Here is a 12,937-nt window from a genome sequence, read left to right on the forward strand (position 1 = left end):
GTCTCCAGGGAGGGAAGTGATGGGTCAGTATTTCGATAATGATTATCATGTTGGTGATTGGTGATCGTGGGTTCGGAATCGGAAGACTGGAGTGACATGGCACGCAGAGCGCTGTGCGTCATCCGCCGTCTGGCGGTGGCCGTGGTCATAGGCGGCACGTTGGCGGGATGCGGGGGCGCGGCCGATGACGGCGCCTCCGGGGACGACGGGGCCGGGGACGGGCGCGGGGGCCGGACACCGGTGGCGGTCCGGCCGATCGCCGCGGCCCGTGCGGTGACGGACGCCAAGGGCGTCACGGTCAGTACGCCGGCGCCGCCGAAGCGGGTGGTGTGCCTGGTCGCGCTGTGCGACGACATGCTGGCCGAGCTGGGGATGCGGCCGGTGGCGACCAACTCCCGGCTGCTGGCGCACGAGAAGTTCCTGGGCCCGGCGGAGGCCGCGAAGATCCCGACCGTACCGGGCGGGTTCCTGAGCCCGGAGGCCGAGGCGATCCTGTCGTTCAAGCCCGATCTCGTCATCGGGTTGAAGGACACCCACGGCAAGCTGGCGCCGGCGCTGAAGGGCGCCACGGTCTTCTGGCCGGTGGAGCCGGAGTCGTGGCAGGACAGCGTCGGCTATCTGCGGAACCTCGCCGCGCTCACCGGGCGCACCCCGGAGGGCGAACGGGCCGAGCGCGCGTTCCGGACGAAGCTGGCCGCGGCCGAGCGCGCGCCGAGCGGCCGGACCGCGCTGGTGATGTTCGGCACCGCGGAGAACTTCGGCGTCGCCACGCCGGGCACCGATGTCACCGCCGGGCTGCTGCCGAAGATCGCCCGGTATCCGTGGCGCAGCCGGGGAGTTGACGGGACGTACAGCATGGAGGAGATCCTGGCGCGCCAGGTGGACGTGCTGTTCGTCGAGTCGCTGTCGGCCGGCGGGCCGGCCGCGCCCGGCGAGCGGCTGTCGGACCGGCTGGCCCGGAATCCGCTGTGGTCGCGGATCCCGGCCGTGCGGAACGGCAAGGTGGTCGAGGTCGATCCCGAGGTGTGGGCCAAGGGCCGGGGCACCCGGTCGCTGGGGATCGTCCTCGACGAGGCCGCGGCCGCGCTGCGGTGAGCGGACGGACCTGGGTCCTGACAGGGATCGTGACGGGGGTGCTCGCGGTGGGGGCGGTGGCGGCGCTGTGCCTGGGCACGCCGGTCGTCGCGCCGCGGGCGCTGCCCGGGGTGCTGGGCGGGGACGGTGTGGCCGCGGTGGTGGTCGGTGAACTCCGGCTGCCGCGGCTGGTGTTGGCGCTGGTGGCCGGTGCCTGTCTGGGCGCGGCCGGGCTGGTGCTCCAGGAGGCGCTGCGCAATCCGCTGGCCGTTCCGGAGCTGCTCGGGGTGTCCTCGGGCGCGGCGCTGGGCGTGGCGGCGCCGCTCGTACTGGCGCTGCCGCTGCCGGCCGCGCTCGCGCCGCTCACCGCGCTGGCCGGGGCGGTGGCCGGCGGGCTGCTGACGCTGGTGGCCGGCGGGCTGGGGCGGAGCCCGTCGGCGGTGCTGCTGACGGGGGCCGCGGTGACCGCCGGGCTCCAGGCGGCGCTGCTGGTCCTGATGGTGCTCGCCGACCAGTTGGACCTGCAGATCGTCTACCGCTATCTGCTGGGCAGTCTGTCCGCCCGCACCTGGGACGACGTGGCGGGCCTGGCGCCCTGGCTGCTGGTGGCGCTGCCGGCGCTGGTGCTGTGCGCGCCGGTGCTGTCGGTGCTGCGGCTGGGCGATGACGACGCGCGGGCCCTGGGAGTGCGGGTGCGGCACGCCCGGGTGGCGGCGCTGGGGCTGGCCGCGGTGCTGATCGCGCCGGTCGTCGCGGTGTGCGGGCCGGTGGCGTGGGTGGGTTTCCTGGCGCCGCATCTGGCCCGGCGGCTGTGGCCGGCGGGTACGGCCGTGGGCTGGCTGCCGGGGTCCGCGCTGCTCGGCGCGGTCACCGTACTGCTGGCCGATCTGCCGGCCCGGCTCGCGCTGGCGCCGGTGGAGACGCCGGTGGGTGCCTGGACGGCGCTGCTGGGGGTGCCGGCCGGTGTGGTGCTGCTGCGCGCCGGGCGGCGCCGGGCGGGGGTGGTCCGGTGAGCGTGATGGTGCGGGCCGGGCGGGCGGTGCGGACGCGGCGGGTGCCGGCGGCCGTGATCCTTGTGGTGCTGGGCGTCCTGGTCGTCGGCGCCGGACTGGCCGGGCTGGTCGCCGGGCGGGCGCTGGGCGCGGCGGAGGTGTGGGAGGTACTGCGCGGTGCCGGGGACGCCGGGGCCCGGCACGTGGTGCTGCAACTGCGGCTGCCGCGCGCCCTGGTGGCGCTGGGGGCGGGTGCGGCGCTGGGGCTGGCCGGGACGGTGCTCCAGGCGGCGCTGCGCAATCCGCTGGCCGGGCCGGAGGTCACCGGTGTCACGCCGGGCGCGGTGCTCGGCGCGGTGGCCGCGACCGGGCTGGGGCTGGCGGGCTGGGAGCATCCGGCGGCCGTGGTGGCCGCCGCCGCGGCCGGCGGGTTCGCCGGGGCCGGGCTGCTGTGGCTGCTGGCCGGGCGGGAGCAGGGCGATCCGGCGCGGGCGGCGGTGTACGGGGTGCTGGCCTCGGCCGTGCTGTCGGGGCTGACCGCGGTGGTGCTGCTGGTGGCGCCGGGCGAACTGGGCAGCGTGGTGCAGTGGTTGGTCGGCTCCACCGAGGGCCGGGTCTGGGCGCACTGGAATCTGCTGTGGCCCTGGACGCTGGTGTGGGCGGTGCTCGCCTGGCTGCTGGCCGGGCCGTTGACCCTGTTGCGCTGCGGTCAGGAGCAGGCCGCGGCGGCCGGGCTGGCCACCGGCCGGGCGCGGGCCGCGGCGCTGGTGTGCGCGGTGGCGCTGACCGCCGGTGCGGTGCCGGCCGTGGGGGCGCTGGGGTTCGTCGGGCTGCTCGTCCCGCATCTGGCGTTCGCGGTGCTGGGCGCGGAGTTGCGGACCGCGCTGCCGGGTGCCGCGCTGCTGGGCGCGGCGGTGGTCGGCTGGGCGGACGCGGTGGCGCAGTGGCTGTCGCGGGCGCTGGCGGCCCTGGCGGACGCGGACCGGCTGGTGGTGCCGGCGGGCGCCGTCACCACCGGGTGCGGGGCGCTCCTGCTGCTGGTCGTGGCCCGCCGGACGGGCGGTGCGGAGCAGTGAGGCCATCGGTGAACACCGTTAAGGGAGTGGGGAGTTCGAGGGTCATGGCGACGGCGGAGGCAGATGTGCGGCCAGGCGGCGGCGCGGCGGGGGACGTGCGGCCCGGCGGCGGTATCCGGGTGGAGGGGCTGCGGTTCGGCTATCCGGGCCGCGAGGTGCTGCGCGGGGTGGACATGGCGGTGGCCGGCGGTGAGCTGGTCGCGCTGGTCGGGCTGAACGGCTGCGGGAAGAGCACCCTGCTGCGGCTGTGCGCCGGACTGCTGCGGCCCGCGGCCGGCCGGGTGCTGCTGGACGGGGCGGAGGTGGGCGGGCTGTCGCGCCGGGCGACCGCGCGCCGGATCGCCCTGCTGCACCAGTCGGCGCCCGCCGTACCGGGCATGACGGTACGTCAGCTCGTCCGGCAGGGGCGGTACGCGGTCCGGGGCCCACTGGGGATGCTGCGGGACGGCGAGGACCCGGTGTGCGCCCGGGCGATGGCGGACGCGGGGGTGGCGGCCTGGGCGGACCGGCCGGTGGAGGCGCTGTCGGGCGGTGAGCGGCAGCGGGTGCGGCTGGCGATGGCGCTGGCGCAGGACACCCGGGTGCTCCTGCTGGACGAGCCGACGACCTTTCTGGATCCGCGGCACCAGCTGGAGGTGATGGCGACGGTGGTGCGGCTGCGCGCGGAGCGCGGGCTGACCGTCGTCATGGTGCTGCACGACATCGGGCAGGCGGCGCGCTTCGCGGACCGGATCGTGGCACTGCGGGACGGCCTGGTGGTGGCCGACGGCGCCCCGGAGGCGGTGGTGACCCCCCGGCTGCTGGCGGACGCGCTGGGGGTGGCGGGCCGGGTCGGCCAGGACCCGGAAGGGGGGTGGCCGGTGTGTTACCTGGATCACCCTCTTCCCGAAGGAAAACAGATTGAGAAATGACAATCATTTTCACTACTGTTGGTGGCGCACCGGCACTTCCGCCGCTGCCGCACCACGACCTAACGGAGGCTCAACTCATGGAGCAGCACAAGGTGTTCACCCCGATCGCCGACCCGGGCCAGCTCGCCCACCTCTCCGCCACGCACTCCAACGCCCTCGTCGAGAACCCCTTCGACGAGGAGGCGCCCGCGGCCGGCACCGACGCCGACAAGTAAGGCACCGCGGCGGGCCCGCCCGGCACCGTCCGGGCGGGCCCGTCCCGTTCCCCCTCCCCCGACCCGTCAGGAGACCCCCCGTGGCCAGCGCTCCCCAGCTCCTCCCCGGCGTCAGCCTCGTCACCGCCCCCGGCGGCGGACTGGCCGTCCGTACCGCCGAGGGGGAATTCCTACGGGTCGACACCGCGCGGACCGCGCCGGAGCGGCTGATCGGCGCGCTGACCGGGCAGCCGGAGGGCACCGCGGCGGATCCTGAACTCGCCGCGCTGCTGGGGGCGTTCGAGGACGCGGGCTACGCCGGGACGGACGCGGCGGCGCGGCCGGGGCGGCTCACCGGGCGGACCGTGCTGCTGCTCGGCGACCCGGCGCTGACCGCACCGCTCGGCCGGCTGGTACGCGCCGAGGGCGGCACCGCCCGCCCGGCCGGCACCGAGGAGATCGCCCGGCTGCCCGACGGCACGCACCGGCCGGGCACCACCGCGGTCGTGTGGTGCCTCAACTCCCCGGTGCCGGAAGGGCTGTGGGACGGCGCCGACCGCCTCCCTGGGCACCGCACCGCCTGGCTGCGCTGCCACCGCGAGGGCGCCCAGGTCTGGCTGGAGCCGCTGGCCGACCGGCCCGGCGACGTCACCTCCGGCCACGTCCGGCTGCGCCGCCTGGCCGCCACCCCCGCGCACCGCGAACTGGCGGCGTACTGGGCCGGCCACCGCACGCCCGACACCGGGCCGCCGGTCACCGAGACCGCCGCCGCGCTGATCGCCGCGCTGCTCACCGCCGATCTGCTCGCCTGGGCCGCCGGCGCCCCTGGCCCCGGACCGCTGCCCGTCCGCCGCCGGCTGCGCCGCCTCGACCTGCGCGACCTGGCGGTGACCGCGCACCCGGTCCTCCCGGTGCCGGAGGTGGCGCCGCTGCCCGACCGGACGGGCCGATGACCAGCCCGGGAGAGCCGATGACCAGCACCGTGCTCGTCCCCATGGACGACGGCGTGCGCCTGGCCACCGACCTCCACCTGCCGGACCGGACCGGCCGGCACCCGGCCGTCCTGATCCGCACCCCCTACGACCGGCGCGCCCACCGCGCCGAACTGCGCGCCTGGGCCGCGCGCGGTTTCGCCGCCGCCGTCCAGGACGTGCGCGGCCGGCACGGCTCGGAGGGCCGGTGGCGGCCGTTCCACGGGGAGGCGGCGGACGGCACCGCGACCCTGCGGTTCCTGCGCGCCCAGGAGTGGAGCGACGGCCGGGTCGTCGCCGCCGGCAGCTCGTACGCCGCGCACTGCGCGCTCGCCACCGCCACCGGCCCCGGCGGCCGCCCGGACGCGGTGATCGCCGCCGTGCCCGCGCTCGGCCCCGCCGAGACCGCCCGCGAACCGCACGGCCCGGAGCGGCTGCTGGCCCGGGCCGGCTGGTGGGCGGCGCACGGCGACCGGCCCGACTCCGACCCCGGCGCCCTCGGGCGCGCCCTGGCCGCCGACCCGGACCTGCTCGCCCACCTCCCGGTCGCGGCGCTGCCCGTCCGCCTCGGCCGCGCGCTGCCGTCCTGGCGCGGGGTGTGGGACGCCGAACGGCCCGGCGCGCTGCTGCGGTCCGCCGGCCGCGCCACCGTGCCGCTGCTCGCCGTCGCCGGCACCCAGGACCCGTTCGCGGACGACACCCACCGCCTGTGGCGGGCGTGGGGCGGCCCGGCCCGCCTGCTGACCGGCCCCTGGGGCCACGGCCTGACCGCCGAGCCCGGCCCCGGGGCCCGCCCCGCGCACCGCGTCGCGCTCGGCGCGCTCTACGTCCGCTTCGCCCGCGCCGCCCTCGACGGCCGGCTCTCCCCCGGTGCGTACGGCGCGCTCGCGCTGGCCGGCAGCGACCTGTGGTTCCGGCCCGGCGAACGGACCGCGCCGCGGGTGTGGCACTTCGGGGCCCGGGACGGGCTGCGGCCGCTGCGGGGCCCGGACTTCACCGCCGACCCGGCGCGCCCGGTGCGCTCCGACACCCTCGACGTCCCGGCCGCCGGCCCGCCCGACCGGTGCCTGCTGGTCACCCCGCCGCTGCCCCGGCCGCTGGATCTGCTCGGCCCGGCGCAGGCGCGGCTGACCGCCGTCGCGGACGCGGCCCCGGCCGACTGGGCGGTCCGGGTGGCCGCGCTCGCGCCGGACGGCCGGGCCGAACCGCTGGCGCTCGGTGTGGTCCGCCGCGCCGATCCGCCGGGCGCCGCCGCGGAGTTCACCGTCCCGCTGGGCCGCCCGGCCCGCCGGCTGCCCGCCGGCACCCGGCTGCGCGTCGAGGTCGCCGGCCACCACTTCCCCGCCCACGCCCGCCAGCCGCACACCGGCGAGGACCCGGTGACGGCCACCCGGCTGCGCGCCTCCCGCCGGACCGTGCGGCTCACCGGCAGCGCCCTGGTGCTGCACACCGGCCGGACCCGAGGCGTCGACCCCGTACAGGAGATATGCCGTTGAACACCCCGCCGCTGCCCCTCGACGCGCTCGTCGACCCGGTCTGCGGACTGATCCGCACGGTCGCCCCCGTGGCCCACCCCGACGGCGCCCCGCCCCGCTACACCGCGATGACCGCCGAGGTCTCCGACGCCCGCCGGTTCGGTGCCTGGCCCGCCGACCGGGTCTCGCTGGGCACCACGTTCGGCGATCCGGACGGCGCCCGCACCGCCGCGATCGCCGAGGCCGTCGAACGCTACTGCGGCAACTACCTCCCGCCCGCCGGCCACCCCGGCGCCCCGCGCCGCGCCACCGCCGCCGAACTGGCCGCCGAGGGGCTGCGGTTGTACGGCCCCGGCGAGCTGCCCCGGTATGCCGACTGGCAGTACGGCCGGCCCGGCTTCCCGTACCGGCCGTTCGACGCCGACACCCCGGCCCTGTGGGCGCGCGGCACCGAGGACGGCGACGCGTGCTGGGCGCCGGTCGCGCTCACCCACCTCAACTGGCGCCAGGGCGCGCTGCGTTCCCTCCCCCGCACCCATCACCTCAACTACGCCGGGATCGCCACCGGGCAGGGCCTGGCGGACGCCGTCGAGCGCGGCCTCCTGGAAGTCGTCGAACGGGACGCGCTGGAGCTGTGGTGGCACCTCGACGGCCCCACCCGCGGCATCGACCCGGCCAGCGTCCCCGGCCTCGGCCGCGACCTGGCGGGCTGCGGCCTCGACGTGTGGATCGTGGAGCTGCCGTCGGAGTTCGCGCCGTGCATGGCGGCGCTGGTGCACGACCCCGGGCGCGGCCTGTACGCGGCCGGTTTCGCCTGCCGGTACGACCCGGCCGAGGCCGCCCGCAAGGCCGTGCTGGAGGCCGTGCACACCTGGGTCTTCACCCAGGGCGCGGTGGACGCGGACGGCTGGGTCTTCGGGGCCGTCGAGGCGGGCCTGCTGGCGCCCGGCCTCTATCTGGACCACCGGGCCGACCGCCGCTATCTGGACGACTGCGGGCCCGACTTCGCACACGTACGGGACCTCGGCGCGCACGTCCAGGTGTGGCTCGACCCGCGCACCGCGCCGCTGGCGGAACGCTTCACCGCGCCCGCCCTCGGCGTCGTCCCGGTCGGCGCGGTGGCGCCCGGCAGCCGGGCCGCGCTGGACCGCCGGCTGGCCGAAGGCGGCCACCGGGTCCTCACCTTCGACCTGACCACCGAGGACGTCGCCGAGACGCCCCTGCGGGTGGCCCGCGTCCTGGTGTCCGGGCTGATCCCCAACGCCCCCGCCGCCTTCGGCTACTTCGGCTGCCCGCGCTTCGCCGACGCGGCGCTGGCCCGCGGCTGGCGGACCCGCCCGCCGGCCCGGCCCGGCGACTTCACCCTCGCGCCCCCGCCCCATATGTGAGCCGCCCCGATGACCACACCCCCGTCCGGCCCCCTCGCCTCCGGGGCCGACCCCGCCGCCCTGGTGACCGCCGCGCTCGCCCGGGCCCGTTCCGCCGAGGTCCCGCGCCCGGAAACGCCCGGACCCCGGCCCGCCCCGGCGCCCGGCCCGTCCGCCGGTCCCCCGGTCCCCGTCCCACCGCCCCTGGACCGGATCCTGCGGCTCTCCCTCGCCGCCGCGGACGGCCCCGCCGGACGGCTGCGCCCGGTGCCGTCCGCCGGTGCGCTGCACCCCGTGGCCGCCCGCCTCCTCGCCGGTCGCGGCGGGCCGCTGCCCCCGGGCCGCTACCGCTACGATCCGCTCGCCCACCGGCTCCACCCGTACGCCCCGGCGCCGCGCACCGCCCCGCCCGGCACCCTCGCCGTCCTCACCGTCACCGCCCACCGCACCACCGCGCACTACGGGCACCGCGGCTGGCCGCTGCTGCTCCTGGACACCGGGCACGCCGCCGCGGCGCTGGCGCTGGCCGGCGCGCACGCGGTGTGCCTGGACGCGGACGGCGCCCTCCTCACCCGGGCCGCCGCCCTGACCGCCGCCGACCGGGCCCATCCGCTGGCCGCCGTCCGCCTCACCCCCGGCGGCCCGCCCGACGCCCTGGAACGCTGGGCCGCGCCCCCGCCACCCGACCCACCAGCAGCCGAACTGACCGCTTCAGAAAGGGTGTTGACGGCCCTCACCCACGCCCCCGGCACCCGGCCCCGCTGGCACCCCGTCACCTCGCTCGGTCTGCCCGACGGCCTGCTGGCGGCCCGCCGCAGCGCCCCGCCCGGCTTCCCCGCCGTCCCCGGCGACAGCGAACTGGCCGCCGTACTCACCGCCGCCCGCGACGCCCTCCCCGCCGCGCCGCCGTGGTGCGCCGCCACCGGCGGGCCCCGGCCGGCGCTGCGGGAGCTGCGCGGCGACGGCCGGCTCGGCGTGCTGGCCGCCGGCGACGCCCGGCCCACCCTCGCGGTGTGGGCCGCCGGCCAGGCGTGGCTCGCCACCACCGGCGCGGTGCTGCTGGCGTACGGCTGCCCGGACGGCGCGGCCCCGGCGGCGGTCCGCGCCGCCCACCTCACCGCCGGCTACGCGGCGGGCTTCGCCCTGCTCACCGCCGCCGCGCTGGGCCTGCGCACCCGGCCGGTCGGCTCCTGGCAGGGCGCCGACCTCGGGGCGGCGCTGGGCGGCCCGCCCGGCCGCGACCTGGTGGTGCACGGCCTGGCCCTGGGCCGCCCCGGCCCCCCGCACCAAGGAGATGACGACCCGTCATGATGCTCCACCCCGAACTCCTGCGCGCCGCCCGGACCGCCCGCGGCCCGCTGCTGGGCGCGACCGCCCTGCTGGCCGCCGTCACCGCCACCCACCTGGCCCAGGCGGTGCTGCTGGCGCACGCCCTGGCCGCGCTCGCCCGCGGCGGCTCCCCGCACCTGGCGGCGCTGCTCGGCGCGGTGCTCGGCGCCGTCCTGCTGCGGGCGGTGCTGGTCCGCGGCCAGCGGGACCTCGCCGTCCGGGCCGGATCCCGGGTCCGCGTCGAACTGCGCGACGCCCTCCTGGAACGGCTCGGCCGCACCGGCGGCGCACCCGGCGGCCCGGACGCCGCGGCCCGGTCCGGGGCGGTGCGGGCCACCCTGGTCGACGGGGTGGAGGGCGTGGACGCGTACGTCTCCCGCTATCTGCCGCAGGCCGCCGTGACCTGCGTGGTCCCGCTCGTCCTGCTGGCGGTGGTGACCGCCGCCGAACCGCGCGCCGGAGCGGTCCTGGCCCCGGCGCTGGTGCTGGCCGTGTTCGTACCCCGCTGGTGGGACCGGCTGCTGGCCCGCCGCGGGGCCCGGCACTGGGGCGCGTACGAGGCGCTGGCCGCCGACTATCTGGAGGCGCTGCAGGGCATGCCGGCGCTGCGGGCGGCCGGTGCGGTCGGCCGCACCCGCGCCCGGCTGGAGCGCGCCTCGGGAGAGCTGCACCGGGCCACCGTCGCCAAACTGCGGGTCTCCCTGATCGACACCGGTCTGACCGACCTGGCCGTCCAGGGCGGTACGGTCGCCGCCACCCTGGTCGCCTGCTGGTCCGCGGCCTCCGGGCGGACCGCCGCGACCGGGACGTATCTGCTGCTGATGCTGGCGTCGGAGTGCTTCCGGCCGGTGCGCGACCTCTCCCGCGAGTGGCACGCCGGTTACCTCGGCGTCTCGGCGGCCGACGGCCTGGCCCGGCTGCGCACCGCCGAAGGCGGCGTCGCCGATACCGGCCGCCACCGGCCGCGGTGGGACACCGCCCCGGCGATCCGCTTCGACCACGTCACCTACCGCCACCCCGGGACGGCCCGGCCCGCCCTCGACGACGTCAGCTTCACCGCCGAGGCGGGCCGCACCACCGCGATCGTCGGCCCGTCCGGCGCCGGCAAGTCCACCCTGCTGGGCACCCTGCTGCGCCGGTTCGACCCCGACGCCGGCCGGGTGCTGCTCGACGGCACCGACGCCCGCGACCTCGCGCTGGACGCGCTGCGCCAGGGCATCGCCGTGGTCTCCCAGGAGACGTACCTCTTCCACGGCACCGTCGCCGACAACCTGCGGCTGGCCCGCCCCGGCGCCACCGACGCCGAACTCCGCGCCGCCGCCCGCACCGCCGGCGTCCACGAGGAGATCGCCCGCCTGCCGGGCGGCTACGACAGCGTCATCGGCGAACGCGGCGCGACCCTCTCCGGCGGCCAGCGGCAGCGCCTGGCGCTGGCCCGCGCGCTGCTCGCCGACGCGCCCGTGCTCGTCCTGGACGAGGCCACCAGCGCCGTCGACGAGCGCCGCCAGGCCCGGATCGGCGCTGCCCTGGCGGCCGCCGCCCGCGGCCGCACCTGCCTGATCGTCGCCCACCGGCTGTCGTCCGTCCGGCACGCCGACCGGATCGTGGTGCTGGACGGCGGCCGGGTCGAGGCCGTCGGCGACCACACCGCCCTGCTCGCGGCCGGCGGGCTCTACGCCCGGCTGGTCGCCGCCGACGAGGACCGCCCCGCCACCGCTCCGCCCCCCGAGGAAACCGCCGCATGACGATCCCCACCACCCCGGACGCCACCCGGGGCGCCCTGCGCGCCCTGCTGCCCGTCCTGGCCGGCCACCGCGCCATGGCGGTACGGACCTTCGCCGCCGCGCTCGCCGACCAGGCCGCCCTCGTCGCCCTGGTGACCCTGACCGCGCACACGGTCGGCACCGCCGTCCTCGCCCACCGCGCCCCGCCCCCGGCGACCGTGGCGCTGCTCGCCGGTCTCGTCGCGCTGCGGGCCCTGGCCACCTGGCGCGAGATGGACCTCTCCCACGACCTCGCCTACCGGGTGCTGGCGGCCCTGCGCATCCGGGTCTTCGACGGGCTGGCCCGCAGCGCCCCGGCCCGGATCGCGGGGCGCCGCAGCGGGGACCTGGCCGCCGCGGCCCTCGGCGACGTCGAGGCCCTGGAGTTCTTCTACGCCCACGCGGTGGCCCAACTCGCCGCGACGGGGCTGGTGTTCGCGGCCGGCGCGGCGGTGCTCGCCGCGCTGCTGCCCTGGCTCCTGGCCGCCGTGCTGCCCGCCGCCGCGCTGCTCGCCGCCGTCCCGCTCGTCGACGGCCGCGGCCGGGCCGCCCGCGGCGCCCGCACCCGCGCGGCCGCCGCGGAACTCTCCGCGGACGCCGTCGAAACCGTGGACGGACTGCGCGAACTGCTCGCGTTCAACGCCCTGGGCCGGCGCCGGGAGCGGCTGCGCGAGCGCGGCCGCCGGCTCGGCGCGGCCCAGCGCGCCGAGCAGACCTGGGAGGCGGGCGCGGGCGCGGTCCGCGACCTGCTGGTGGTCGGCGCGGTCGCCGGCACCGTCGCGGTCGCCGCCCGGGCCGTCGCCACCGGCACGCTGCCCGGCGCCTGGGCCCCCGCCGCCATGGCGCTCGCCCTGGGCGTCCTGGCGCCGCTCGCCGACGCGGCCGCCGCCCTGGGGCAGGCCGGCGGACTGCGCGCCGCCGCGTCCCGGGTCGGCGCCGCCGCGCACGCCCCCGCCGGCGCCCCGCCGCCCCAAGAACCCCGGCCGCTCCCCCCGGGCCGCCTCGGGGTGCGCCTGGACGGCGTCCACTTCGGCTACGGCGGCGCACCCGTCCTCAACGGCCTCACCCTCACCGTCCGCCCCGGCGAAACCGTCGCCCTCGCCGGCGTCTCCGGCTCCGGCAAGTCCACCTGCGCCCACCTCCTCGCCCGCTTCTGGGACCCCGCCGCCGGCACCGTCGCGCTGCTCCCCGCCACCGGCGACCCCGTGGACCTGCGCGACCTGGCCGAACCCGACCTCCGCCGCGCGGTCGCCGTCGTCGGCCAGGAGGCCCCCCTCTTCCACGGCACCCTCGGCGAGAATCTCCGCCTGGCCGCCCCGGACGCCCCGGACGAACGGGTCCGGGCGGTGGCCGCGCTGTGCGGTGTGGACCGGATCGCGGCCGGACTGCCGCACGGCTACGCCACCCCGGTCGGCGAACGCGGCGCCACCCTCTCCGGCGGCCAGCGCGCCCGGATCGCCCTGGCCCGCGCCCTGCTCACCGCCCCCCGGGTCCTCGTCCTGGACGAGACCACGGCCCACCTCGACACCGAGGGCGACGCCGAACTGGCCCGCGCCCTGGCCGCCGGCGCACCCGACCGGGCGACCCTGGTCATCGCCCACCGCCCGGCCACCCTCCGCCGCGCGGACCGCATCGCGGTCCTCTCCGCCGGCCGCATCGTGGCCGACGGCCCCTGGGCGGCCCTGACCGCCCGCCCGGACGGCCCCTTGGCCGAGGTCCTGACCAACGATCCGGATCGGGGGCCGGGCGACGGCGGTGGGGAGCCCTGACGGTGTCGGGCAGACC

General features: G+C 78.9%; 11 protein-coding genes. All 11 read left to right on the forward strand.

The annotated features are described in order from the left end of the window. Positions 1–96 precede the first annotated feature (96 nt). On the forward strand, positions 97–1,095 hold the full coding sequence (locus ADL22_RS11395; protein WP_066976550.1) for an ABC transporter substrate-binding protein: 999 nt from the start codon (positions 97–99) through the stop codon (positions 1,093–1,095). A 29-nt stretch (positions 1,096–1,124) separates the two neighbouring features. Next, the gene (locus tag ADL22_RS11400) at positions 1,125–2,087 is read left to right on the forward strand and encodes a FecCD family ABC transporter permease (protein ID WP_234430642.1); all 963 of its coding nucleotides are present in this window, start codon (positions 1,125–1,127) and stop codon (positions 2,085–2,087) included. A 5-nt stretch (positions 2,088–2,092) separates the two neighbouring features. Next, positions 2,093–3,142, forward strand: a complete 1,050-nt coding sequence (locus tag ADL22_RS11405; protein ID WP_066976551.1) for a FecCD family ABC transporter permease — start codon at positions 2,093–2,095, stop codon at positions 3,140–3,142. A gap of 44 nt (positions 3,143–3,186) precedes the next feature. Continuing rightward, positions 3,187–4,053, forward strand: coding sequence for an ABC transporter ATP-binding protein (locus tag ADL22_RS11410; RefSeq protein ID WP_079064032.1), 867 nt, complete (start codon positions 3,187–3,189; stop codon positions 4,051–4,053). 77 nt (positions 4,054–4,130) lie between these two features. Further along, positions 4,131–4,268, forward strand: coding sequence for a streptamidine family RiPP (amiA, locus tag ADL22_RS35710; RefSeq protein ID WP_199836271.1), 138 nt, complete (start codon positions 4,131–4,133; stop codon positions 4,266–4,268). A gap of 80 nt (positions 4,269–4,348) precedes the next feature. After that, positions 4,349–5,200, forward strand: a complete 852-nt coding sequence (locus ADL22_RS11415; protein WP_066976553.1) for a hypothetical protein — start codon at positions 4,349–4,351, stop codon at positions 5,198–5,200. A 17-nt stretch (positions 5,201–5,217) separates the two neighbouring features. Next, positions 5,218–6,714, forward strand: coding sequence for a CocE/NonD family hydrolase (locus ADL22_RS11420; RefSeq protein ID WP_107116268.1), 1,497 nt, complete (start codon positions 5,218–5,220; stop codon positions 6,712–6,714). After that, positions 6,705–8,081, forward strand: a complete 1,377-nt coding sequence (locus tag ADL22_RS11425) for a YcaO-like family protein (protein ID WP_066976558.1) — start codon at positions 6,705–6,707, stop codon at positions 8,079–8,081. The genes ADL22_RS11420 and ADL22_RS11425 overlap by 10 nt, the downstream gene beginning before the upstream one ends. Positions 8,082–8,090: 9 nt before the next feature. Further along, complete coding sequence (locus ADL22_RS11430) at positions 8,091–9,371, forward strand: hypothetical protein (protein WP_066976561.1); 1,281 nt, start codon at positions 8,091–8,093, stop codon at positions 9,369–9,371. Further along, complete coding sequence (locus tag ADL22_RS11435; protein WP_066976563.1) at positions 9,368–11,134, forward strand: ABC transporter ATP-binding protein/permease; 1,767 nt, start codon at positions 9,368–9,370, stop codon at positions 11,132–11,134. The genes ADL22_RS11430 and ADL22_RS11435 overlap by 4 nt, the downstream gene beginning before the upstream one ends. Continuing rightward, positions 11,131–12,921: an ABC transporter ATP-binding protein gene (locus ADL22_RS11440; RefSeq protein ID WP_066976566.1), complete on the forward strand. Its 1,791-nt coding sequence runs from the start codon at positions 11,131–11,133 to the stop codon at positions 12,919–12,921. Before ADL22_RS11435 ends, ADL22_RS11440 begins: the two co-directional genes overlap by 4 nt. The last annotated feature ends 16 nt before the right edge of the window (positions 12,922–12,937 follow it).

Source organism: Streptomyces sp. NRRL F-4489, from assembly GCF_001509485.1.
Classification (GTDB): Bacteria; Actinomycetota; Actinomycetes; order Streptomycetales; family Streptomycetaceae; genus Streptomyces.

What these genes read in the sequence shown, in the direction of transcription:
- ADL22_RS11395 (WP_066976550.1), top strand. Translation starts at nt 97, where the DNA reads ATGGCACGCAGAGCGCTGTGCGTCATCCGCCGTCTGGCGGTGGCCGTG.
- ADL22_RS11405 (WP_066976551.1), top strand. Translation starts at nt 2,093, where the DNA reads ATGGTGCGGGCCGGGCGGGCGGTGCGGACGCGGCGGGTGCCGGCGGCC.
- ADL22_RS11410 (WP_079064032.1), top strand. Translation starts at nt 3,187, where the DNA reads ATGGCGACGGCGGAGGCAGATGTGCGGCCAGGCGGCGGCGCGGCGGGG.
- amiA (WP_199836271.1), top strand. Translation starts at nt 4,131, where the DNA reads ATGGAGCAGCACAAGGTGTTCACCCCGATCGCCGACCCGGGCCAGCTC.
- ADL22_RS11420 (WP_107116268.1), top strand. Translation starts at nt 5,218, where the DNA reads ATGACCAGCACCGTGCTCGTCCCCATGGACGACGGCGTGCGCCTGGCC.
- ADL22_RS11425 (WP_066976558.1), top strand. Translation starts at nt 6,705, where the DNA reads ATGCCGTTGAACACCCCGCCGCTGCCCCTCGACGCGCTCGTCGACCCG.
- ADL22_RS11430 (WP_066976561.1), top strand. Translation starts at nt 8,091, where the DNA reads ATGACCACACCCCCGTCCGGCCCCCTCGCCTCCGGGGCCGACCCCGCC.
- ADL22_RS11435 (WP_066976563.1), top strand. Translation starts at nt 9,368, where the DNA reads ATGATGCTCCACCCCGAACTCCTGCGCGCCGCCCGGACCGCCCGCGGC.
- ADL22_RS11440 (WP_066976566.1), top strand. Translation starts at nt 11,131, where the DNA reads ATGACGATCCCCACCACCCCGGACGCCACCCGGGGCGCCCTGCGCGCC.